Below are 23,903 nucleotides of genomic sequence, written 5' to 3' on the forward strand. Positions count from 1 at the left end.
CCCTGGGCTGAGATGCCGCTACTGTCAGATGTGCTCGTCACATCTTAGATAACGTCCGCACAGTGTTGCCTGCCCACGGAGCAGCAGCTACGACCCGCACCAGAGCACAAGCAGGGCTGGCGCGGCAGCGTGACTGCCGCACACCAAACGACGCGACACGGGAAACCCTGCCTGGCACCGGTATCCACACCGAAACGTAATCCCACTCCGTGCGAAGCGGGAACTCTGGTTCGGCGTATCGGTAGTGCAACAGTTCAGCCCAAAGGTGTTACCTTAACCAGGCACACCTCTACATAAGAGCTGGTATCACACCCCGAAAAACCCCACACATGCATGGTGCCGCACCCTACCCCAGGCAGAGGGCACACCCTTATTTAATATTTAACGGCTGCATACCGCTGGTAAACAATAGATCGAGAATCAATCGGCCGCAACGTCCCCAATGCGACCAAACTGCTCCTCGTCATGATCTCGCGGTGACCAAGCTTTTTCATCTACGATCAATTCAATCGTTTTGAAACGGCGACCAGTCTCGATATCATATCGATAGCGGACACAGACGAGACGATCCCCATACATTGCCTGTAGCTTCTTGGTACCACGCTGACCGGGTTTCAGTTTGAGACGAGTGCGCATTGCAGGCTCCATCGAGTGCCTAGGACAAGTCTTGGTATCAGGATAGTGACTCGGTGTTACGAAGTTGTTACCAACAAGTTAAGATAGAGCCTGAAGTTTCAGTTTTGCCCGGTGACACCAGAGCTTATTTCAAAAAACTGCTAATGGAAGTTATCTCACTCATTACTGACCACCTCCACGCATGATCGTGACGAGCACCCACAGCATCCTCGTGACCAGCCGGGTTAACGGCGTACCACGCGCCGGATCGTAAGCACGGCTGCTGCGGCAGCATGGCTGCCATATCAGTAGACTGGGAGCAGGATATACTGTCGTCGGTGATTGGCAAGCGTTCATGAGCCTGTGTGATGGTCGGATAGCATGATAGCGCAGCTTTTATGAAATAAGTCCTACTGCGCCGCAAGTGCTACAACGACAGCCAGGATCAAAAAATAAACAACCCAAAACCTGCATCTCCTTCCCCGTTATGAGGCGGTGCTTCAGTCCGCACATAGATAACCGGCGGCGATACAGGGCGAGGGAGCGCTATCCCTACCACCGTTGCGCCCACGAATACGATGAGACCAGGCAGAGCAAGGGTTATTATAGCGTCCCTCCTTAAAAGTGTTATTTTGATACTATTTATCCCGCTAAAAGAAAGAGGTGTTCGACAACCTATTATTGTCAATTATACACTAATATATATGTGATGTAAAGTACAAATCAGGAGCGACTGTTACATCGCTCCTGATCGAGATGTGAGGTTACTGATCCAAGTGGTGCAGGCGACGTTACTCTCTCACAACCAGACGCACGTAGAGCAGATTAGCGCATACTGCGGCGCACAGCCAATCCACCCACGACAGTTAATGCCAGAGCCATCACCAACAGAGCAACCAACGGCAGGGTATCGCCACCGGTTGTCGGCAGAGCTGCCGGTGCAGCCGTCGTGACCGGTGCAGTCACTGCAAGCTGAGGAGTGATGTTGGCCACGAAGTTGGTGGCGAAGACACTGTAAATCTGACCGGCATCAACAGTGGTTCTCGGCAGGTTGATAACGACTGCGCTGCCACCTGCCGGCGTTACCTGCAAATCATATGTTCCAGCCGGCACTTCGAGGTAGTCGCTGGCATTGGGGAAGGCCAGATTGCTGATCAGCGTGGTACCATCCGCCAGCTTGACATCTACCGCTGGCGCATCGGGGGAGAAGTGATATACGCGCACTTTTGCCTGACCGGCCGCAGGAGCGCTCAGGTTATCGACAATGACCTGTGGTTGAATGCTGGCCACCGGCCCAACCGCAGCAACCGTGTAAGCACGTCCGGCTTCGATGGTTACGTTCGCATCAATTACTGCCGAACCAGCACCAGCACCGGTTGGCGCAACCTGCACCCGGTAGGTGCCCGCCGGCAAATCAAGATACGGGCTGGCAGCGAAAAAGCCGACGTTTGTGAGCACCGCATTGCCATTGACAAACACATCTACTGCGGGTGCATCGGGTGAAGCGTGAATGACGCGAACTTTGGCAGTGCCACTTTGGGCAAAGGCTGCCGGAACGATCAACAAAGCGAACAGTAACGCCGTGGTCAGAGCGGTGAACAGTTTACGAGCCATGAAACACTCCTCCTTGTACAAGTATAATTCCCTTTTGCCCCAGAATTGCCAATCTTTTGACAATGGATTGCACAATTTCTGGCTTCACCTCTCTTTACGCAGGAGGGTGATAAGTGGATGTATGCAAAACGTGAGTTCTTTCATTTCATCAAAGTGGCGTTAGGTCGTCTGGTATATGCCAGGAGCGACACGACTCTCTACCGAACGTGAGGTATACTGGCTGAGCGTTCTGGCTTTGGTCGCGCTCAGCAAGGGTGGTAGTGCCAGAAATGACCTCAAATCTGGTGTAACAAGAGTCACGTACCGGCACCGGTATGCGCTGCGATCTGCACCTGCCGGTGCGCAGTGGATGCGGCAGCGTGGCTTCCACACTCTAAACTACGCGTCACCGGCAACCCAACCTGAACACCGTATCCACACCGGCAGGTCATACCACGGTGTGTACAAGCCGAAACGCCGTTCTCCGCATCTGCGGTCGCCGCCGGTATGATGGTGTGCTCACAAGTGATGACTTCTACATCAGGTGAGGGTGTCATTCAATGGAACGCATCGTTCGCAGCACGTAAAACAGGTTCTGGCATGGACGGAAAACCTTCAGCAGGCATTTGCATCATGAGCCAAACTATGCTATAATGCATCGGCAAACGGAATACGACCCCGTAGCTCAGTGGATTAGAGCGTTTCCCTGCGGAGGAAAAGGTCGTGCGTTCGAATCGCACCGGGGTCGCCAGTAAGCCCACCAAATATGGTGGGCTTATATCTTTTCAGCAATGTCGCCGATCACTCCCTCTGGCAGCGCCAGGCAATGTATATGTCGTGCCTACTGCTCTTTTATGTCAAATTTTCATGAACAGGGGGTCATCAATCGTCGTTGGGGCATCTACCCCTTCCCTCCGATCCGCGCACCCCTCACACACCGTTAGATTCACGTCTGGTCAGTCTGGTTCCATACGACGCGATTGCTCGTAGCGCCATTGCCATCAGGGGCACCACTGCAACACGCATCTAATCGTGAGCGCGGCTGTTGCGGCAGCATGGCTGCCGCACTCCAAACCAGGCGGATACGGGGAACCCTCTCGGTAACGGTATCCACTCCAGCGTGTGATCCCACGACATGTACAGCGATCACACTGGTTCCACACCTCTGTGATCAGGTGCGGTACCAGCATGATCGTGGTATAGCGTGTTATGACCGCTATAACACCAGATTCGATACTACAGAAGCGGCAGGAATACCCCTTCAAGGGCCAGCAACGCACGCTTGCGCTCGATCCCCCAGCGAAAGCCATGGAGCCTGCCATCGCTCCTCAGGGCACGATGACAGGGCACCACTATCGCCAGTGAATTGCTCGCACAGGCCTGTCCGACTGCCTGTGCAGCGCCGGTTGGTAATCCCAGCTCCTGAGCCAACTGACCGTAGGTACGGGTGCTCCCACGCGGGATCGTACAAAGCGCCTGCCAGACCAGTTGTTGAAAGGGGGTGCCAATTGGATCAAGTGGGAAGGCCGGGAGCGGTGCCTCGTTGCGCAGATAGGCTGCAATTGCCGATGCCGCCGTCTCCGCCAGAACACCAGTGGCAGTGCCCTCTATCAGAAAGCTGGCGTGGAGTGTAGCCAGCAGTGCTGCGTCATCATCACCTAAATAGACCGCACAGAGACCGCTATCGGTCGCAGCTACCAACACTCGACCGAGGGGGCTATCTGCATATGCAACCTCTCGTATCGGTCTGACACGAGCAACACGTTTATCATCTCGTGCTTGAGAATTGTGATTTGTCATGGGGGCAACTTCGTGATCAGTGATTGCCGGCATCACCCGACTGTAACCCTGCGCGATATATCGTCGGCACGTAGTCAACCATCGTCAGCCAGACAAGCGCATCATGCCTTCAGCTCACGGGGGCGAGGATTGCGCTTTCACCCCCGTGAGCTACGGCACGTACCTTCATCTGGTGCAACACTCTAAGCTGCGAGCCCGCCTCTAGCCACCGGCCTGTAGCTCTTCGGCCAGATCAATAGCCCGCAACGAAGCGGCTGCTTTATTACAGCTTTCGTTAAACTCATACTCCGGCGTACTGTCGGCTACCACACCGGCAGCGGCCTGGGCATAGGCAATACCGTCTTTGACAATCAGCGTGCGGAGTGCAATGCAGGTATCGAGGTCACCGTTAAAACCGAGATGACCAACGGCACCGGCATAAATCCCCCGCTGCTCACCTTCAAGTTCGGCAATGATCTCCATCGACCGAATCTTCGGTGCGCCGGTCACGGTGCCGGCAGGGAAGCAGGCCCGCAACGCATCGATTGGTTTCAAGTCAGCCCGCAACAGACCGGTCACTTCTGACACAATATGTTGAACGTGGCTATACTTCTCTATGGTCATAAACACCGGCACCTGAACCGTACCGGGCTGGCTGATACGTCCCAGATCATTGCGCCCCAGATCAACCAGCATCAGATGTTCAGCCCGCTCCTTTTCGTCGGCCAGGAGATCGGCAGCCAGTTGTTCATCTTCAGCCGCATCACGACCACGCCAGCGGGTTCCGGCGATGGGACGCGTGGTCACCTTCCCACCACGGACCTGCACCAGCATTTCAGGCGATGCACCAACCAGATCACCTTCACCGGTACGGATGTAAAACATGTACGGCGAAGGATTGATCGTGCGCAATGCCCGATAGATGGTGAAGCTATCAGCGCTGGTGGCTTTGCTGAAGCGCTGCGAAATCTGCACCTGGAAGATGTCGCCAGCCATGATGTACTCTTTCGCCCGCAGCACGGCCGCCTTAAATTCGGCCTCGGTCCGATTCGAGACGATAGGATTGGTTATGACCCGCGCCGGTGTGTTGTGCGGTTCGTAGTTGCGCAGGCTCAAGCCAATACCCGGCGGGAGTGGACGCTGTAAGCGAGCGATCAGGGTCTCGATCCGCTGCACGGCACGCTGATACTCAGCGGCAAGATCTTCGACATCGAGATGAACGTGCGAAATAACGATGATTTTGTGACGTATGTGATCAAAGGCCAGCAGCGTATCAACAAACATCCACCAGCTATCGGGCATATCGTATGGGCGCACTGGAGGTACCGGCAGACGCTCGAAATAGCGCGCCGACTCGTAGTTGAGGTAGCCAACCGCACCACCGACAAAGATTGGTAAATTGGGCAGGCGAATCGGGCGGTAGGCGTTCAGATAACTTTCCAGCACGATCAATGGATCGGTGTAGGTGAGGGTCTGCTTGTAACCACCATGGGTCGCCTGAGCCACACCGTCGTGCATACGCAGTACCATATACGGATCGCTGCCGATGAACGAGTAGCGACCGATATTCTGACCACCGGTCACGCTTTCGAGGAGAAAGCCCAGCCCACCCTGAGCGATCTTGAGATAGGCTGATACTGGCGTCTCCAGATCAGCCATAATCTCGCGATAAATGGGGCAGAGATTACCCTGCTGGCGTAACTCCTGTAATTGATCGAGGGTTGGATAGTACATACAATTCCTTATCTACGGTCATTGGGTAATACGAAGCCTACCCGCTCAAGGATCAGCGTCATCTTCGGTTCAGCCACGGCACGCGCCTGTTCGGCGCCAATCGCCAGGATACGATCAAGCTCTGCCGGATCGTTCATCAATCGGTAGTAGCGCTCGCGGATCGGGCGCAACGACTCAACCACTACCTCAGTGAGTTCACGCTTCAGCACACCATACCCCTTACCGGCAAAGTGTGCTTCGATCTCTGGTCGGCTACGCCCGGTCAGCAATTCATAGATTTGCAAAAGATTATTCACCCCGGCACGATCAGGATCATCGCTGAAGCGAATCTCGTTGTAGGAATCGGTGACCGCCCGCTTGATTACCCAGCGAATCTCGTCGGGATCGTCAACAATGCGGATCGCATGACCACGAGTTGTTTCCGATTTGCTCATCTTGACGGTCGGATCGTTGAGACCCATAATGCGGGCGCCGCTCTCGCGAATGACCGGTTTGGGAATAACAAAGGTTTCCCCAAAGAGATAATTGAAGCGCTGCGCGAGATCGCGGGTCAGCTCGATATGCTGCTTTTGGTCCTCGCCAACCGGTACCTCGTCGGCATCGTAGAGCAGAATGTCTGCCGCCATCAAGACCGGATAGGTGAGCAAGCCAGTCATCACGCTCTCTTGCTTCTGCGCTTTCGTCTTGTACTGGGTCATGCGTTCAAGCCAGCCAAGCGGTGTGATACAACTGAACACCCACGAACACTCGGCATGCGCCCGCACGTGACTCTGCACGAAGAGCGTCGTCTGCTGCGGATCGATACCACAAGCCAGCAACAAGGCGGCTAACTCGCGCGTCTGTCGACGCAAGTCGGCCGGGTCTTGCGGTACAGTGATCGCATGCAGATCGACGATACAGATGAAATTGGTCTTCTGGTCCTGCCCGGCAACCCATTGCTGGATCGCACCCAGATAGTTACCGATATGCAGGTTGCCCGACGGCTGAATGCCTGAGAAGACACGAGGTTTGCGCGTCATAGAGTTTCTCTCCTTAAGGCTACAATAAGGCTACAATGTGAAGCATGCTATACTACCAGGCAATGTCAGGTATTGCTTTCATATCAGGTATGCAATGAAACGATTTCTCTTCCTCTTCCTACTGATCGTCGTACTTGGCACCATGAGTACACCTACATCGCCAGTACAGGCCAAGAGTGGTGCCAGTTTTACCAGCCTCAATCCAACTGTACAGCCATTGATCCCGGCACCAGTTGCAATTCGGATTGGTGATTATACAGGTCCAGCCCATCTTGTTGTGTTCGACAGCCGTGCGCGCTTTGTCGGTGCTTTTCCCCTGACAATCATCGATGGGCAGGGATGGGTTGAGGTGACGCCCCGCGGTGCGCTGGGTACGCACTGGGCGGCGCTTTTCACTGCCAATGGTCAGATGGTAGCGAATGGAACGCTCTACCGACTTGAGGCCGAGACCACACTGCGCAGTGGCGTGGCCGGCTACGACCGGTTGTACCCGACCGTTCGCCAATTCATGGCAGCCGACAGATTGAGCTATCTGCTTGATGGACAAGCCGTAGCCGGCTATCGTTCGCCCGACAGCCCGTTGCTCTGGTTGCGCGATCACTACTACCAAAACCGGGCTTTTCGCTATTTTGAGAACGATCTGCGCTCGCTGCCTGAAGCCTTTGCTCGCGTCCAGGCCGAAGATGGTAGTCTGCCGGACTTTCTGGCCCGCCCGGAATGGGGGATTCTTGCCTTCCGCACGCCGGTCGAAGCCGATGTTGAATATCTGTTCGTTCAGTTGATCTTCGAGACATGGCAAGTAACCGGTGACACCAGCTGGATGTTGCGTATGTTGCCGGCAGCTCAACGCGCGATTGATTACACGATGCGTGATCCGCTGCGTTGGGAGGCAACCCTGGGCCTGGTCAAGCGCCCCTTTACCATCGACACCTGGGACTTTGAATACGGCCCGCCGATGGTTAATCCGAACAACGGCGAGTTGGGGCCGCGCCACTGGATCGATGAGCAGACCAAATGGGGCATTTTCCACGGTGACAATACCGGTCTGGCGGCGGCGCTGCATGCCCTGGCGCTGATGGAAGAGGCTGCCGGACAGCGTGATCTGGCCGCAGTGCGCCGGATTATCGCTACCGATCTGATGACGCGCCTCAATACGCTGAGCTGGAATGGACGCTTTTACACGCACCATGTGAAACTCGTCCCCTACGATGTACCTGGTGTTGATGAAGCCAATCAATTAAGTCTCTCGAACGCAATTGCCCTCAATCGCGGCGTTTTAAGCGAGACGCAGGGGCGGGCGATCATTGCCGAGTATCTACGTCGGTTGAATGACCCCAACCGGATTGCCTTTGCCGAATGGTATAGCATCGATCCTCCCTTCCCGGCAGGCGCCTTCGGTATGAATGGACGCCTGGGTGAGCGACCCGGCGAATATGTCAACGGTGGTGTTATGCCGCTCGTTGGCGGCGAACTGGCACGCGGCGCGTTTCGCTATGGCTACGAAGCGTATGGCTTCAACATCTTGCAGCGCTACATTGACCTGATCGAACGCACTGGTGCCACATATCTCTGGTACTACCCAACTGGCGGTATCGCCCCGGTCAACGAATTTTTACCAACCGACGGCTGGGGTTCCAGTGCGATGCTGGGAGCCTTGATCGAAGGCGCCGCCGGCATCGAAGACCGCTATATCGGTTTTCAGTCAGTCACTCTTTCCCCACGTTGGCCAGCCGATCCGATACACGAAATTCGTGATGTATACGCTGTTGCCCGCTACGCCGCCGGTGATGGGTATGTCGCTTACCGGTGGCAGTTAACGCCGGCAAACGATCTTCAACCGGCACGGATTGAGCTGACAGCAACCGGCAGTGGTGAATCATTTCGGTTACGTTTGCTCTTACCATCCAACACAGAACCCAGCATCGTGTTACTGAACGGCTCACCGTTGCCGGTGCAGATCGAGCAGATCGGGTTTAGCCGTTATCTGGTCATTGATGCGACCGGCCCAATCATCAACGTCGTGGCCACGCTGAAACCCCTTCGATAGTACCCGTTGTACCACTGCTACCGCGAGGCGCACAACCATGCGCCTCGCGGCTGGTCAACCTAGGCCCCGACTGAAGGCAAACCGGCCAGCGCCATTGCCACCTCGGCGTCGGAATACTCGTAGTCGCGCAACCGACCCGCCTGATAATCCATATAGGCCTGCAAATCGAAATGACCATGGCCACAGAGATTGAAGAGGATCACGTCGCTCTTACCCTCTTCTTTGCAGCGGAGCGCCTCGCGGATCACACCGGCAATTGCGTGGTTTGCTTCAGGGGCGGGCAAGATACCTTCGGTACGGGCGAACTGCACGCCAGCAGCAAAGGTTTCAAGCTGCTGGATAGCAATCGCTTCAATTGCCCCGATTTCAAGCAAATGACTAACCAGCGGTGCCATGCCGTGATAACGCAGGCCACCGGCGTGAATACCGGGCGGCACAAAGCTGCTGCCAAGGGTATACATCTTTACCAGCGGGGTTAGATGAGCAGTATCACCGTAGTCGTATGCATACTTCCCTTTAGTCAGCGACGGACAGGCTGCCGGTTCAACGGCGACCACGCGCAACGGACGTTCACCGCGCAGCTTCGCACCGATGAAGGGGAAGGCGATGCCGGCAAAGTTTGAACCACCTCCGGTACAGCCAACCACCACATCGGGATAATCACCGGCCATCTCCATCTGGATCATTGCCTCCTGCCCGATCACCGTCTGATGGAGCAACACGTGGTTGAGCACACTACCCAACGCATAGCGCGTATCATCACGCTGCGCAGCAACTTCTACTGCTTCAGAAATCGCAATACCAAGACTCCCGGTGCTGTCGGGGTCTTGCGCCAGAATAGCCCGTCCGGCAGCCGTCTCGGTGCTGGGGCTTGCCACCACCCGTGCGCCGTATGTTTCCATCAGCGCCCGGCGATACGGCTTCTGATTGTAGCTCACCTTCACCATAAAGACTTCAACCTCAAGCCCGAAGAGCGCACCGGCGAAGGCGAGGGAAGACCCCCACTGACCGGCACCGGTTTCGGTGACCAGGCGGCGGACTCCTTCTTGCTTGTTGTAATACGCCTGAGCCACCGCGGTATTCGGTTTGTGGCTACCGGCAGGGCTAACCCCTTCGTACTTGTAGTAGATACGAGCCGGCGTATCAAGGGCTTTCTCTAACCGGCGCGCACGGAAGAGCGGTGTTGGCCGCCACTGTCGATAGATGGCCCGTACCTCATCGGGGATTGGGATAGTGCGCTCGGTACTCACCTCTTGCTTAATCAGCTCCATCGGAAAGAGTGGCGCCAGATCGGCGGAGCCAATAGGTTGACCCGTCGCCGGATGCAATGGCGGCGGCGGCAACGATGGCAAATCGGCAGCGATGTTGTACCAGGTCTCCGGCAGGCGATCTTCACTGAGTAGATACTTGACCGTTTCCACAGACACCTCTCCTTGCTGCAACAGACGAATAAAAAATCCCTCGACCGAACTGGTCGAGAGACGGGAAAAACCGCGGTGCCACTCTCGTTCGCCGCCGCTCACGCAAGCGACGCACTCTACAGGTGCTGTCGGCAAAGCCGCTTCACACCTAGCTCCCTGATAACGGTGGCGTCTCCGGCAGCGACTACTGCGGGACAAACCCGGTTCGCCGTGCGACTCACAGGCCCATTCACGAGCGCCGAACGTGCCGATCTCACACCATCATCGGCTCGCTGGATTGTCGCCACACTCGCTACTCTTCCTGATCAACGTCGGTTATTCTTTTACGTGGCCGTAGTATACCATTCACGTTCGGGAGTGTCAATGCCGGTTACCTGCTGTGCTGCCACCGTGCTCACGCGCAATGGGATCGGAGAGTTGCCAGCACTGATAGTTATAGTCAAAAACAAGCCAGCTTGCTATAATAGCAAGCAACAGTATGTCCGCAACCATACTCCTGTCTGAATTGCTCAAGAGCGAAGTGCCAGAATATTGATCCAGGCCCTCTGCAATTCATCAGACCGGCAACGGGCAATGCTGTCGTGAACTGTGTTCTAATGCAGAGAAAGGGGCATCTTATGACTGGCAACCAGCCTGAAGAGCTTATCTATCCGGCACACGTCAACCAAAAGTGGCTATTCCAGCTTTACAACGACGCCTATTTTGACGTTAAACTGGACAGTGATGGTGATGTTTGTCTCCGTCAGGGTTTCCAGGTTTGGGTCTTTCCGATCCGTGAGGGCGAGCAGATTCGCTTTATGTCTCAGTTTCGTGCCAACCCTGAACACGATCTGGCAGACCGACTCTTGTACGTCAATCGTATCAACGACGAGCTGCACATTGTACGAAGTTACGTTGATCGCAGTGGCGACATTGGCTTCGACGGCTATCTCGTCGTGTCTGGTGGTGTCACGCGACGGAATATCATCTTTGCTACCCGAACGTTCATTGACCACGTGCGTGCGGCTCTGGCAAAGGACGAAACCGACGTGATTGCCTGATCAGGCGATCATCCTCTCATCACCGTACCACACAGCTCCAGACGGATCAATCCTATGGAGGCTATGAACCGGCTCCGAACCTGAGTTTGCCACATCTTCTATACCTGTATATGCACAACGAGAAGGGAGGATGCAATTCATGCTCCCTTCTCGCAATTCATGATCGTGGAAAACGTAAACGCCTTGCATTTCACGATATTCATGCCCAATGCGATACCTGCATGAATTGCAAACGGCCACCCACACATTGGTGGCCGGAGAGAGGGGGATGGGGGACGGTGTGTAGATTAGGAGATTTTTGCCCGGCGACGACCACCGCAAATCGGATCGCCTGACGCATCGTATTGTAGCTTGCACAGATTAGCTCTGGATTAACCAGGCATTAGATATGTGTTAACGTCCAACGAATCAACGATCAGCATTCATGTTATCCACAAATTCCACCATTTATCCACAATCTCCTCAACATGTGAGGATTTATTCGCCGATAACCCTGTGCATTCCCGGTACAGCAGGGGAAGGCATTGAGAAGCCAGACAAATGTGGCGTGAATGAACGTTATACCCATCTCGTTACAACAAGAGACGAAGAGCTTTGCGATACAGTACATCTCTCCCAAGACAGACCTATGCATTACCCACATGTCACACTGCGTTAAGCCGGACTGCAAGCGCTTCCCGTGGCGCAGGCTTCCGGCCTGCGTAGAGAGGCATCCTCTCCACCGCTGTCAGGTGCTAACCCCACTGACAGGCTGGAAGCTTACCTCGCGATCTGATACACCGTCTACCGCCGCCACCACTGCGACCATCCATTTCCCATTCGTGACGTGAGACCCACACGACAGCATTACACTACGATACTGTCCGGGATCACGCACGATGAGATAGACGCTGCTAATGCGTGAAGAGGTTGACAAAATAGTTATGGGTAATGCATAGCAAGACAGACCAGGAGGACTGTTTTCAACAACCTCTCTCCTGGGGCCTCACTGGTGAGATGGAAGATCAACTACCCCAATCAGAACAACATCCGCAGAGAAGGACATTATACCGTGGCAGGATACGATACGATGAAATACCTCCCCCAGAGGCACCGTTATCAGGAGTTGTGGAAATCTGGTGGATGAGGTTAATAACCCGCCCCACTGCTGCCCCATCCTGATACGAGCCATTGTTGTCAAGAGTCACCCCGGTGTATTCGCAGCAGCGTCAGAAACACCCAATAGCGAGCGTGACCGGCTATCAAAAGCGGTGTATACTCAAACAGGAGTACATGTTTTCATCATCACATAGAGGAGTAGGGAGTGTCACCACGAATTGTTATTGTCGGCGCCGGCCCTGGTGGGATGGCTACCGCCATTCGCTTAGCCGGTCAGGGCTATCAGGTTGAAATCTTTGAAGCCGTTGATTGTCCGGGTGGACGCATGCGCGGCTTCTCACTCGGTGATTACCATTTCGACACGGGGCCAACGATCTTGCAAGTGCCACGGGTCTACGATGAGTTGTTTAGCAGTGCCGGGTTACGTTTCAGCGATTATGTCACGCTCATCCGGCTCGATCCAAATACCCGCATTCGCTTTTGGGATGGCGAGTATCTTGATTTGACCTCAAACATTGCAGCCTTCAAAGCACAGTTGGCCCGCTTTGATCCAGCATTGCCGGCAGAGTTTGAGCGCTGGTATATCGAGCATATCCGTAAGAATGTGGTCGGTTATGAACCATACCTGGGCACACCGGTGCGCAGTCCACTCGGCTACTTGAAACCTCGCGAGGTCGCGGCTGCGCTGGCCTTCCGCCCCTGGGAGAGTTTATACGACCACTTCAAGCGCTTCTTCCGCGATGAACGGGTCGTCTACGCTCTTTCATACCAGGCCAAATATCTGGGCATGCACCCAACCGCGTGTTCCAGCGTGTTCAGCTTGGTAACCTTTCTCGAATTTGCCGACGGCATTTGGCACCCACGTGGTGGTTTCCGTGCCCTGGCCACCGGCTTGGCAAAGGCAGCAACCGACCTGGGTGTCGTTATTCACTACAACAGTCCAGTGAAGCAAGTGCTGGTAGAAGAGGGACGAGCCTGCGGCGTTGAGCTGGTCGGTGGCGAACGGATAAAGGCTGATGCAGTAGTCGTGAATGCCGATTTTGGCCACGCGCTCACTCATATTATTCCGCCCCACGCACGCGGCACATACACCGACCAGAAGCTCAACTCGATGGAGTTTTCATGCTCGACCTTTATGCTCTACCTGGGCGTTAACCGGCGTTGGGATCAACTGCCACACCATCAACTCTACCTGTCGGCCAATATTCGTCGCAACGATCCTTTGTGGGCGAAGAGTGCCGTTCTGGATGAAGATGACCCATCATTCTATGTATGCAACCCGACCATTGTTGATCCAACCAACGCCCCGCCCGGACACAGCACCCTCTTCGTGCTGGTACCGGTTCCCAACCTGCGCTATCCGGTTGATTGGGCAGCGGTTGAGCAGCGCTATCGCGACCTGATTATCCGGCAGATGGCCAAACTCGGCTTTGAAGACGTTGAGCGCCACATTGTCGTTGAACGACGGTACACTGCGGAGACGTGGCGTGACGAGCACCACACCTATCTGGGTGCAGTCTTCAATTTGATTCACAGTTGGAGTCAACTCGGCCCACTTCGCCCGCATATCCGCCACAATGGCGCACGCAACCTCTACTGGATCGGTGGGGCAGTTCATCCAGGTAGTGGCTTGATGACCATTCTGGAAGCCGCGAAGAGTGCAGTACATTTTATCGGTGAAGACCTACCGCTTCACCAGACAACCGCGGTTGCCCATTAGCCTGCCAGTCATCAGCGTGGGCGTTGCCCCGGGGCAACGCCCGGCACCCATCCATTCAAAACCTTAATCGCGGGCACTGCCGTGGGCCAGTGCAAACAGCTCATCGACATCAAGCAGTAACGCAGGCTGCGGCAGATCACGGATCACACCGCATGAAATGCCGTCGATGTGATCCACCGGTACCAGACCATCGGCACCCACCCGATGGATGCTCATCACCTCATCAACCAGTAGACCGATTTCTGGCGGCTGATCAATATCTGAAGCAGCCAGCAGAATGTAGCTACCGAGATCGTAGCCAGGAGGCTCACCAAGCAGCGAACGGCCATCGATAACCGGTACTGTCGCACCATGCACCGAGATCACACCACAAACGATTGCCGACACATCGCTGGCAGGAGTTAGTTCAGCGAAACGGGCGGTATGAACTACTGTCTGCATTGGCAGTGCAACAAACCGGCTTCCAATCCGGCAAACGATGGTCATTGTCGTTGAGGGGGGATTTATTGTGCTCACATTGACCTCCCTGTCATTCAGATTTGACTATACTGTACTCTAAATAACCGGCTACCGGCGTTATAATCAGGCAACCAGCAATGAACGTTCCACCGACAACCATCTATCTCGGCCTGGACCTGGCGTGGTCAGAGCGCAATCCCAGTGGCCTGGCGGCAGCCTGCGGTACGCCGAGTGGCGCACATCTGATAGTTCGTCCACACCGTTTGAAGACGACCGCAGAGATTGTGGCGACAATTCGCGCTACCTGTGGCGATGCGCCGGCCATCCTGGCCATTGACGCTCCACTCCTCGTACCGAATGAGACCGGTCGGCGTCTGGCTGAAGCCGAGTTAGCGGCAGCGTTTCGTCAGTATCACGCCGGGCCACACCCGGCAAACCGACAGTTGCTGCGACGTTATGGCGGTTTGCGTGGCGAGGAAATCATCGCTGCACTGGCCAGTGATGGATTCTGCTACACACCAACGATTGAGAGCGGGGTTGGAGGGCGATTGATTGTTGAAGTCTTTCCACACCCGGCAACCATCGTACTCTTCGGGTTGCCCCGGATTCTGCAATACAAAGTGCGCCAGGGACGTTCCTTAGTCAGTCGGCGACACGAGCTGCGGCGGTATCTCGACCTGCTGGGCAGTTTGATCCACGCCGATCCGCCGCTGATTGGCGTTGACCGTATCTGGGAGAAGGTTGATCTGAGCGATACAGGTGCAACGGCACTCAAAGCTATCGAAGACGAAGCCGATGCGGTACTATGTGCCTACATTGCGCTCTATGGTCATCGTTGGGGAGCAGCGAGATGTCGCAGCTTCGGCACAGTTGACGGTGGGGCAATTTTTACCCCATACTGGTACGAACAAAAGACCCCAGCAGCGCCGATCAATCAGGGATAGGCTATGTTCGACAGTCGAACCACAACCGAACTCTTCTATCAATTTGGCCTGGCCTTGCTCATCGGGGCATTGATCGGCTTACAACGCGAGCATGCCTACACCGGCGTTGGCGAGTTATTTGCCGGCGTACGCACGTATGCCATCGTTGGTCTCATCGGTTGTGCCGGAGGGTTAGCAGGTATTACACTACAGGCACCGATCATCTTTGCTGCTCTGATAGTCATCGTAGGAGGACTATTAATTGCCGCGTATGTTGTAGGCAGTGGTCAGGAAGGACTGGGACTAACCAGTGAGATGGCGCTCATTACTACACTCCTGTGCGGTGGCCTGATTGCCTGGGGGTACGGAACACTAGCCACGGCTGTAGGGGTAGCAACTGCGGGCTTACTGGCATTGAAAAGTCGCCTACACGATTTCGCGCATCGGCTCAGTACCCAAGACATGCAAGCGGCCCTAACCCTGGCGGCAATCAGTGCGATCATCTTACCGATCCTGCCCAGCACATCAGTAGCTCCAGCGCCATTTGATGTCATCAATCCCCAGAAGATATGGTTTCTGGTTGTCCTCATTTCGACCTTCAACTTCAGCGGCTATGCGCTACACAAGATCATTGGGTCAACCCGCGGTATTGCATTAACCGGCATCATCGGCGGAATCGTCTCATCAACAGCAGTAACCCTGGGTAATACACAGCGTAGTCACAGCGAACCAGCGTTGAGTCGGGCGTATGCGCTGGCCATTCTTCTGGCGTGGAGTATTATGTTCCTACGAGTGGCGATCCTAACCGGTGCGATTGCACCGAATGTCCTTCCCTTTTTATGGCCAATCATTGCTATTGGCGGCAGCGCTTGCCTGATTGGGAGCCTCTGGTTGGTAAAACAGGCGCAGGGCAACGATTCGAGCAGTCTGACGCTGAGCAATCCGCTGGAGCTACGGTTGGCTATCGGGTTCAGCTTACTGTACGCCGCCATCCTGGTCGGCGCAAACCTGGCACGAACCTGGTTTGGTGATGCCGGGATTTATCTCTCCAGCATCTTTGGCGGATTAGTTGACGTGGATGCGATAACCCTCTCACTCAGCGAGCTGGCAACAGTAAGAAACGGAATTGACGAGCAGACCGCAGCGCGGGCTATCGGTACTGCCGTCCTGACCAACACCCTGGTGAAAAGTGGCATTGTCATTGGTGGTGGTTCGAGCCTCTTACGAAAGACCATGGCGCCCATATTGCCATGCTGGTCGGACTGCTCTGGCCATGGTAAGATCGCATATCGTTGATGACGACCACCATCACCAGATCCATGGAAACAGTCGCCAGGTGCGTTGTTGATACGTCTGGTAGTCAGCAAACCGAGACTGGAGTAACTGCTCTTCATACGTCAGCTTAGTGATGAGGACAATCAACAGACCAAACCAAAATCCCCAGCGCCACCATACAGGCAACACCAGTATCCAACCCAGGGTGACGAGGAGCAGGCTAGTGTACATTGGATGACGAATGAGACGATAAGGGCCGGAACTTACCAGTTCGGTGTGGGGCAAGGGATCAGGGAAGACCGAGAGACGGCGAAGACGCATTGTGAACAAAGCCCACAGGCCTAAAGCCAAACCGGCTACCAGCAAGCACAGTGGGAGTAGCGACGTTGGGATAAGGGGGCCACTTAGCACAATAACACCCAAACATCCAAACTGAGCAAGCACCAGACTTATTGAGTAGAATGGCGAACGCATCTTCATCCGAATCCTCTCTTCAAACAATAGTGTGTAAGGACTGCATAGTATGATTGCATCAATCCGCGGCATCATTCAGAGCATCGGTATCGACCACCTGATTGTCGAAACCGGTGGGGTGGGACTTCTCATCTACGCTCCGCGTTCCACTTTGAATGCTGTTGGTCAGATCGGTAGTGAAACGTTCCTCTACACCCTGCTCATTGTACGTGAAGACGCTCTGACATTATACGGTTTTAGCGATCCAGCTCAACGCAACCTGTTCGAGCAGTTGATTGGTGTCAGCGGAGTAGGCCCCAAAATCGCCTTAAACCTGCTATCGAGTGGCTCTCCCAATGAGATACAAAAGAGTATTGCCGGTGGCGATATAGCACGCTTGGCACGAGTGCCGGGAATCGGCAAAAAGACTGCCGAACGGATTGTGCTGGAACTCCGGGGTAAGATCGATTTGCGCCAGCTATCCGGCACGACTCCAGGCAACGTGAGCACTCTCGACCGTGAGCTGACCGACATCCTGATCAGTCTAGGATACAGCGCTACAGAAGCAGCCGCAGCAATCGCGGCCCTACCGGGAGATGCCCCACCAACCCTGGAAGAGCGCTTACGACTGGCATTACGCTATTTTGGTAGTGCCTGAACAGAAGCAAAACTGACCGTGCGCTCTTTTTCCGTATCAGGGTAAGCCAATCAATATCTCTGTCATTCGCCCGCGGGACTACAGGTTTCCGATAGGAACAACCTACCCGTCTGATTGTCCCGGCACAGATGATGGCCAGCCATAAATAAGAGGCCTGCCATCAACAAAGCGCGTAATCTGTGCCAGCGAGATGATAGGGACTCCTAGCTTTTGCAGCAACAACCGCCCTTCTTGAAACTGCTTTTCAACCACAAATGCTGCGGCAACCACAGTAGCTCCAGCCTCGTGCACCATATCGGCCAAAGCCAGTGCAGTACGACCATTAGCCAGAAAATCATCGACAATCGCCACACGACTCCCCGCAGGAATAAAGCGGGCTGAGATGGCCAGTTGAACCTGACGATCACGGGTTGGTGAATGGATGTGGCGGGTCAATGCCGGCAGTGGAACATCGGGATCGTACTTTTTCGCATACACGAGAGGCAACCGGGCGGCAAGGGCTGTAGCCAGCGCCGGTGGAATACCACTCGCCTCTGCGGTCAGAATTAACTCAGCGGCAAATGGTTGTAAGCGAGTTGCCAGTTCAACACCAATAGCAGACATTAGGTCTGTATCAATCCGATGGTTGAGGAAGTGATCGATCTTGAGGATACGATCATTAACGACAACACCCTCCCGGATGATACGTTGAGCAAGCGGAGGAAAGGGTTCGCACAAAGAGCGTTCAACCAGTTGCATAGGATATATCCACACCACTATAAACAGGTAACTCCCTTAATGTCAAAATGATAAAGCACAAGAAGAGAATCGTCATGATCGTAGGCTTGTGGAAAGTGTGGAAAGTAGTCATTCCAGCTTATTCTAATGCCTCAAACCGCATGTGGATGACTTGTGAACGTCTATCCACAAAAGGAGCGTTCAAAACAATGTACGAAGCGTCTTACGCAAATCCTCCACGAGCTATCAACGACTTGTTCCGCAGGTTATCCACAAACAGTCCAAGTTTTCCACATAATATCGCAAGTTATCCACAAGCCGGTCAAAATAACAGAGGGCGGTTTAACCGCCCTCTGTTAAACACCATCTAACAGAATTCAGGACTTCTCACCAGGCCGGTCACGGTCATTGAGATCAAGAGTATTAATGAAATTGCGGAAGATGGAGAGGGAGTCTTCATTCAGCTCAGGTTCAGGCTCAGAGGACGCCTCTGACGCAGGCTCCTCGTTGCGCGATACTGGTGTAGGAGGAACAGCATCATCTGACTGCTCTTCCTCATCAAAGAGGACCCCTGCTTGATCCAGCACATGAGCAGCAACAAAGATAGGGGCCTGTACTCGCTCAGCAAGTGCAATAGCATCACTGGGTCGCGCATCAAGCTCAACCGTCCGCCCGGCCTGATCGATCAGGATACGTGCAAAGAACGTATTATCGCGAATATCGCTGATATAGATTTGACGGACTTGTCCGTCTAACTCGCTGATGGCAGCCTTGAGCAGGTCGTGGGTCATCGGTCGTTGCGGTTCGTGACCCTGAATGGCCATCGCGATGGCATCGGCTTCAAACTGGCCGATCCAGATGGGCAGGTAGCGATTCCCTTCGGTTTCGCGGAGAACGACGACCCGGCTCTGCGTCAACAGGCTGACACGGATACTATCGACAACGACTCGTATCATTAGCCGGCCTTTCATGGAACGCCCATCGCCGGAAGCCAAAGCGACGCCGGACTGGGCAGCGGAAAATTCTACGCTTATATCTTATCATGCGATGAAAGATGCCGTCAAGATTGACAAAGTAGTCTACTACGTGTATGCTCTACAAAGAAGGTGAGAATAGAAGCATGCACGTAGTCTTTCATCATCCTCCATGGCTAGAGCGATGGTTGCGCAGCAAGCGGCGGCTGGCTGCGGCACGACGGACTGTTCACCATGTGCGCGATGGCTACTGGGTTGCTACGCAACCCTCTGTCGAAGGTTCGATACGGTCACGAGCGTTACGCTGGCAGCTCCGCCTTTCCCGGCAGTTAGCTCATATCCTGCTGTTAGTTGGGGTACTTGGCGTTTTAATCGTTGATCGAACGCTTCCTCTTCAATTGCTGACAAATCCCCGTGAGGCGTCTGACGCGATAGTGACGCAATTGTCTTCAGCAGTGCCGGCAGAGCAGATAGTACGAATTGCGCCGGCGGTACGTCATACACCCTCAAAGACAGTCGAGCCAGAACCAATTGCGCCGGCGCTACGAGCGCCCCAGCCGGTATTGACCGCTTTTCAAACAACACACATGCTGGCTGAGAACGAAACGCTGGCTGAGGTAGCCGAGCGCTATCAGATTCCTCTTAGTACCTTAGTGTGGACAAACCAACTGGATCGTGGCGATGCGTTGCGGGTTGGGCAACCGTTACGCATACCACGCCTGGCTGGGGTAACACATACGGTTGTTGAAGGGGAGACACTTGTGGGTCTGGCCGAGCGCTACGGTGTGGCACCGGAAGCTATAGCCACTTTTGCGCCGAATCGGTTGCCTGGTGGTCAATTGGTCATAGGTCGCGAAATATTTATTCCCGGCGGTCGATTGCCGTGGTCAAATGAACAGGAGGCTGCGTTTGCCCAGCGTCGTGTCGAGCCGGTTGGCATTGTCCTGGTAGATGAAACAAATGTTCGATCTGGCCCAAGCACTGATCATCCACGGCAGGCGCAGTTGGCAGCCGGTCGGCAAGTGGCTTTACGAGGGCGATACAATGATTGGGTGAAGATTGAAATCGGCGATATTACCGGTTGGATTCGGAGTGATTTGTTAGAGGTTGATCCGGCGCAAGTCGCAGCACTCCCGGAAGTCCGCGATTTTCCGCCTCCTCCACCGCGCTGGGTCTGGCCTGCACGAGGGGTGTTGACCTCTGGTTTCGGGCCACGTTGGGGTGGATTTCATAACGGGATAGATATTGCCAATCGTGCCTGGACACCAATCGTTGCAGCGAGTAGTGGACGGGTACGTGAGGCAGGATGGTGTAGTGGTTACGGGTATTGCGTCAAGATTCGGCATCCTGGCGGTATCGAGACGATCTACGGTCATCTCATTGCCCAGCCAGTTGTGCGGGTAGGACAGGAAGTGAGTGCCGGACAACTAATTGGCTATATGGGAAGTACCTATGATCGCGCTGGAGGCGGCTATTCAACCGGCGTTCATCTACACTTCACCATTCTCGTCAATGGGCGTGCCGTTAATCCATTGCGTTATCTTCCTTGATGTTGTTTTGTGCCTGCCTGTGGTACAATAGCGCTCAGAGTGGCTGCTTGAGGCAGGTGTTTCACGTGAAACAACATCCAACCCATTCACAACCACATATCATCGCGATTGCCAACCAGAAAGGTGGGGTTGGCAAGACGACGACTGCCGTTAACTTCGCCGGCGAACTTGCCCGGCGAGGCTTGCGTGTTCTACTCGTTGATATTGACCCTCAGGGGAATGCCACTACCAGCCTTGGGATTGCGAAGACGTCGCTAACGGTGACAACCTACGATCTCCTGCTCGGTGGCGCACCACCCGAAACGATTCCTCGTTCAAGTGGCCGGGAAAGGCTGGACATCATTCCTGCCGATCAAGAACTGGCAGGTGCCGCTATTGAGCTGGTAAGCGTAGAACGGCGCGAGTGGCGACTTCGTGATGGCCTGGTGCCACTTTTGCAGCGTTACGACTGGATCGTTATCGATTGTCCACCATCGCTTGGTTTACTCACTGTGAATGCGCTCTGTGCTGCCAGTGCCGTTCTGATCCCGCTCCAGTGCGAATATCTGGCCCTGGAAGGATTGGCACAGCTCAAGATGACCCTGGAACGAGTGCGGGAGAGTCTGAACCCTACCCTGCGCATCCTTGGTGTAGTAATGACGATGTACGATGGTCGTACCAATCTGGCGCAACAAGTAGTGGATGAGGTGCAACGCTACTTTCCCCGCCTCATCTGTCGTACCCTGATTCCGCGCAGTGTGCGGCTCAGTGAAGCTCCCAGTCATGGACGTATCGCCTACGAATATGATCCCAATGGTCGTGGTGCACAAGCCTATTCCCTGTTAACCGAAGAATTGATCGGACGGGAGGAACGAGTCGCATGAGCCGGAAACGTGGACTGGGAAGTGGACTCGATGCTCTCATTCCTGCCGCATCACTTGATCAGACACCGGTGCGGGAATTACCGGTCGCGGCAATTAAGGCTAACCGTGCCCAACCCCGTACTGCCTTTGATGAGAGCACGCTCGCTGAGCTGGTGGCTTCAATTCAGACCCATGGCGTGCTCCAGCCGATCATCGTGAGTGAAGACCAGCAGGGGGGCTATGAACTGATCGCCGGCGAGCGCAGGCTACGCGCTGCCCGTATGGCCGGTCTTGCTACCATTCCGGCAATCATAAAAAATGCGACACCGCAACAATTTCTTGAACTGGCGCTGGTTGAAAATGTCCAACGGGCCGACCTTAACCCCCTGGAAGAGGCTCAGGCCTACGAAACCTTGCGGCGTGAGTTTGGCTTGAGCGATGAAGAAATTGCCCGGCGTGTCGGTAAGAGTCGCGTGGCGATTGTCAATAGTCGTCGCCTGTTGCGCCTCTCTCCCGTGGCTCGTCAGGCTCTCCTCGATGGCACAATTAGTGCCGGCCATGGTCGGGCACTGTTGCGGATCGAAGACGCAACGGATCAGCAGGCTGCGCTTGCATTAATCAAAGAGCGTGTCCTCTCTGTGCGTGAGATCGAGCATCTGTGTGAGATTGCCTCCCAACCCGGCCTGGCAGCATCTGCCCGTCATGCACTTTGCGCTGGGCAGCTTGAGCCGGCGCAGGCTCTCGCCCTGCTTCAGATCGGTGATGCCCAGCTTCAAAACGCCGCTTGTGAAGCGATTATCACCCATCACCTTGGCTTGACTGAGACTGATCGGCTCTGCAAAGTACTCACCAGTGGTGTTGATCTGGAAATGGCTCTAGTGCAGGTGGTAGAACCACTTGGCGGGAAGATGCCTTCTCCAGGTAGGACGATTTCATCACCAGAACGCCAACGCCTACCCGCAACTCGTTCACCAGAAGATCAGATGGCGCAACAGATGTTTGAAGAGTTGCTGCAAACGCCAGTTCAGATCGCACGTAGCGGGCGCACGATTAAAGTAACAATTACCCTGTACGATGACGAACAGTTACAGGGTTTGTATGATCGTCTGTCTGGGAATAGCTAGTGGTAATCGTATGACAATGATTGTTGCTTTTGGGAATCCGGTATACGACGAGATTATTACACCGGTGGTGTCTACCGGCGGACGTGTTCTCTCTGGTTGTTCGACGAATGCCTGTCTGGCACTCAGTCGACTGGGACGAACAACCGCGCTAGTTGGCCGGGTTGGACCTGATTATGCTGATCGGTTTCAGTCTGATCTGTTGCGCTACGGTATCACACCGTTTGTCTCATTATCGGCCCAGACTGGTGGCTTTAAGCTGGTCTATGATACGCGCGGAGATCGGACGCTTGATGTGCTCGGTGTTGCCGATCCAATCCAGACCGTGCCTGACATTGTTACCAGTGCGTCAGCCGTGATTGTTGGCCCGATCTTGCAAGAGACGTCCCTTGACCTGATCCGATCTATTCGAGATCGAACTGATGCTCCGATCTTTCTTGATCCGCAGGGCCTCCTCCGGCGATTTGGTGCCGATGGGCGGATCGAACACTTCTTGCCAGACGATTTTGCCGCCATTGCGCCGCTCTGTCACGTGATTAAGGCAAACGAGGTAGAAACAAAAGTGATTACCGGGATCGATCCGCGGGTCGATCCGGCAGCGGCAGCGCGTCGCCTACGCGAAACTGGTTGCGCGATTGCTATTGTGACAATCGCTGAGGCAGGTTCCCATATCGATGATGGTGAACGTTCCATTCCTGTCCCGGCTTATGCGACCGATGCCCGCGATCCGACCGGTGCTGGAGATACCTACATGGCCGGTTTTATTCACTCCTATCTCTCTGCATCACACGATCTCTTCCGGGCCGGTTGTACCGGTGCTGCGACGGCGTCAATCTGGATTGAATATACCGGACCTGATGCACCG

Annotated in this window: 20 protein-coding genes and 1 tRNA gene; 11 read left to right on the plus strand and 10 right to left on the minus strand. The window is 54.7% G+C overall.

Going from position 1 to position 23,903, the window contains the following annotated elements; genetic code table 11:
* Positions 1 to 420: 420 nt before the first annotated feature.
* Positions 421 to 636: a hypothetical protein gene (locus VAE55_RS01725; protein WP_012257287.1), complete on the minus strand. Its 216-nt coding sequence runs from the start codon at positions 634 to 636 to the stop codon at positions 421 to 423.
* 804 nt (positions 637 to 1,440) lie between these two features.
* Positions 1,441 to 2,229 (minus strand): DUF4397 domain-containing protein, encoded by a 789-nt coding sequence (locus VAE55_RS01730; RefSeq protein WP_322814103.1) that lies wholly within the window; start codon positions 2,227 to 2,229, stop codon positions 1,441 to 1,443.
* 653 nt (positions 2,230 to 2,882) lie between these two features.
* Here VAE55_RS01730 and VAE55_RS01735 point away from each other — a divergent pair.
* Positions 2,883 to 2,959 (plus strand) — tRNA-Arg (locus tag VAE55_RS01735).
* Between the two features lie 485 nt (positions 2,960 to 3,444).
* On the opposite strand, the gene VAE55_RS01740 is transcribed toward VAE55_RS01735, so the two are convergent.
* From VAE55_RS01740 to trpS, 3 genes are all read right to left on the minus strand, one after another.
* Entirely contained in the window at positions 3,445 to 3,912 is a 468-nt protein-coding gene (locus tag VAE55_RS01740; RefSeq protein WP_416181157.1) for a methylated-DNA--[protein]-cysteine S-methyltransferase, read from the minus strand.
* Between the two features lie 297 nt (positions 3,913 to 4,209).
* Complete coding sequence (gene trpE / locus VAE55_RS01745; protein WP_322814105.1) at positions 4,210 to 5,721, minus strand: anthranilate synthase component I; 1,512 nt, start codon at positions 5,719 to 5,721, stop codon at positions 4,210 to 4,212.
* An 8-nt stretch (positions 5,722 to 5,729) separates the two neighbouring features.
* Positions 5,730 to 6,740 carry a tryptophan--tRNA ligase gene (gene trpS, locus VAE55_RS01750; protein WP_322814106.1) on the minus strand — a complete coding sequence of 337 codons (1,011 nt, stop codon included), beginning with the start codon at positions 6,738 to 6,740 and terminating at the stop codon, positions 5,730 to 5,732.
* A 94-nt stretch (positions 6,741 to 6,834) separates the two neighbouring features.
* Between trpS and VAE55_RS01755 the strand changes: the two genes are divergently transcribed.
* The gene (locus tag VAE55_RS01755) at positions 6,835 to 8,787 is read left to right on the plus strand and encodes a hypothetical protein (protein ID WP_322814107.1); all 1,953 of its coding nucleotides are present in this window, start codon (positions 6,835 to 6,837) and stop codon (positions 8,785 to 8,787) included.
* A gap of 59 nt (positions 8,788 to 8,846) precedes the next feature.
* On the opposite strand, the gene VAE55_RS01760 is transcribed toward VAE55_RS01755, so the two are convergent.
* Positions 8,847 to 10,208: a TrpB-like pyridoxal phosphate-dependent enzyme gene (locus VAE55_RS01760; RefSeq protein ID WP_322814108.1), complete on the minus strand. Its 1,362-nt coding sequence runs from the start codon at positions 10,206 to 10,208 to the stop codon at positions 8,847 to 8,849.
* Positions 10,209 to 10,825: 617 nt separating this feature from the next.
* On the opposite strand from VAE55_RS01760, the gene VAE55_RS01765 reads away from it, so the two are divergent.
* Together VAE55_RS01765 and VAE55_RS01770 are read left to right on the plus strand one after the other, a co-directional pair.
* Positions 10,826 to 11,248, plus strand: coding sequence for a YbjN domain-containing protein (locus VAE55_RS01765; protein ID WP_322814109.1), 423 nt, complete (start codon positions 10,826 to 10,828; stop codon positions 11,246 to 11,248).
* A gap of 1,303 nt (positions 11,249 to 12,551) precedes the next feature.
* Positions 12,552 to 14,066: a phytoene desaturase family protein gene (locus VAE55_RS01770; protein WP_322814110.1), complete on the plus strand. Its 1,515-nt coding sequence runs from the start codon at positions 12,552 to 12,554 to the stop codon at positions 14,064 to 14,066.
* 63 nt (positions 14,067 to 14,129) lie between these two features.
* Here VAE55_RS01770 and VAE55_RS01775 read toward each other — a convergent pair whose 3' ends face one another.
* The gene (locus tag VAE55_RS01775) at positions 14,130 to 14,582 is read right to left on the minus strand and encodes a chemotaxis protein CheW (RefSeq protein ID WP_322814111.1); all 453 of its coding nucleotides are present in this window, start codon (positions 14,580 to 14,582) and stop codon (positions 14,130 to 14,132) included.
* 80 nt (positions 14,583 to 14,662) lie between these two features.
* Between VAE55_RS01775 and VAE55_RS01780 the strand changes: the two genes are divergently transcribed.
* Both VAE55_RS01780 and VAE55_RS01785 read left to right on the plus strand, forming a co-directional pair.
* Positions 14,663 to 15,469 carry a DUF429 domain-containing protein gene (locus VAE55_RS01780; protein ID WP_322814112.1) on the plus strand — a complete coding sequence of 269 codons (807 nt, stop codon included), beginning with the start codon at positions 14,663 to 14,665 and terminating at the stop codon, positions 15,467 to 15,469.
* Positions 15,470 to 15,472: 3 nt separating this feature from the next.
* The gene (locus VAE55_RS01785; protein WP_322814113.1) at positions 15,473 to 16,744 is read left to right on the plus strand and encodes an MgtC/SapB family protein; all 1,272 of its coding nucleotides are present in this window, start codon (positions 15,473 to 15,475) and stop codon (positions 16,742 to 16,744) included.
* A 12-nt stretch (positions 16,745 to 16,756) separates the two neighbouring features.
* On the opposite strand, the gene VAE55_RS01790 is transcribed toward VAE55_RS01785, so the two are convergent.
* Complete coding sequence (locus tag VAE55_RS01790) at positions 16,757 to 17,203, minus strand: isoprenylcysteine carboxylmethyltransferase family protein (RefSeq protein ID WP_322814114.1); 447 nt, start codon at positions 17,201 to 17,203, stop codon at positions 16,757 to 16,759.
* A gap of 43 nt (positions 17,204 to 17,246) precedes the next feature.
* On the opposite strand from VAE55_RS01790, the gene ruvA reads away from it, so the two are divergent.
* The gene (gene ruvA / locus VAE55_RS01795) at positions 17,247 to 17,834 is read left to right on the plus strand and encodes a Holliday junction branch migration protein RuvA (protein WP_322814115.1); all 588 of its coding nucleotides are present in this window, start codon (positions 17,247 to 17,249) and stop codon (positions 17,832 to 17,834) included.
* 102 nt (positions 17,835 to 17,936) lie between these two features.
* Here ruvA and xpt read toward each other — a convergent pair whose 3' ends face one another.
* Complete coding sequence (gene xpt, locus VAE55_RS01800) at positions 17,937 to 18,572, minus strand: xanthine phosphoribosyltransferase (RefSeq protein WP_322814116.1); 636 nt, start codon at positions 18,570 to 18,572, stop codon at positions 17,937 to 17,939.
* Between the two features lie 356 nt (positions 18,573 to 18,928).
* Positions 18,929 to 19,507, minus strand: a complete 579-nt coding sequence (locus VAE55_RS01805; RefSeq protein WP_322814117.1) for a bifunctional nuclease family protein — start codon at positions 19,505 to 19,507, stop codon at positions 18,929 to 18,931.
* Positions 19,508 to 19,671: 164 nt separating this feature from the next.
* Here VAE55_RS01805 and VAE55_RS01810 point away from each other — a divergent pair, with 164 nt between their 5' ends.
* From VAE55_RS01810 to VAE55_RS01825, 4 genes are all read left to right on the plus strand, one after another.
* The gene (locus tag VAE55_RS01810) at positions 19,672 to 21,075 is read left to right on the plus strand and encodes a peptidoglycan DD-metalloendopeptidase family protein (protein ID WP_322814118.1); all 1,404 of its coding nucleotides are present in this window, start codon (positions 19,672 to 19,674) and stop codon (positions 21,073 to 21,075) included.
* 65 nt (positions 21,076 to 21,140) lie between these two features.
* On the plus strand, positions 21,141 to 21,938 hold the full coding sequence (locus VAE55_RS01815; RefSeq protein WP_322814119.1) for a ParA family protein: 798 nt from the start codon (positions 21,141 to 21,143) through the stop codon (positions 21,936 to 21,938).
* A complete protein-coding gene (locus VAE55_RS01820; RefSeq protein WP_322814120.1) occupies positions 21,935 to 23,041 on the plus strand; it encodes a ParB/RepB/Spo0J family partition protein in 1,107 nt (368 codons plus the stop codon). The genes VAE55_RS01815 and VAE55_RS01820 overlap by 4 nt, the downstream gene beginning before the upstream one ends.
* 10 nt (positions 23,042 to 23,051) lie before the next feature.
* A partial coding sequence (locus VAE55_RS01825) for a carbohydrate kinase family protein (protein WP_322814121.1) occupies positions 23,052 to 23,903 on the plus strand: 852 nt, incomplete at its 3' end.

The sequence above is a fragment of the Chloroflexus sp. genome (genome assembly GCF_034432675.1).
Classification (GTDB): Bacteria; Chloroflexota; Chloroflexia; order Chloroflexales; family Chloroflexaceae; genus Chloroflexus.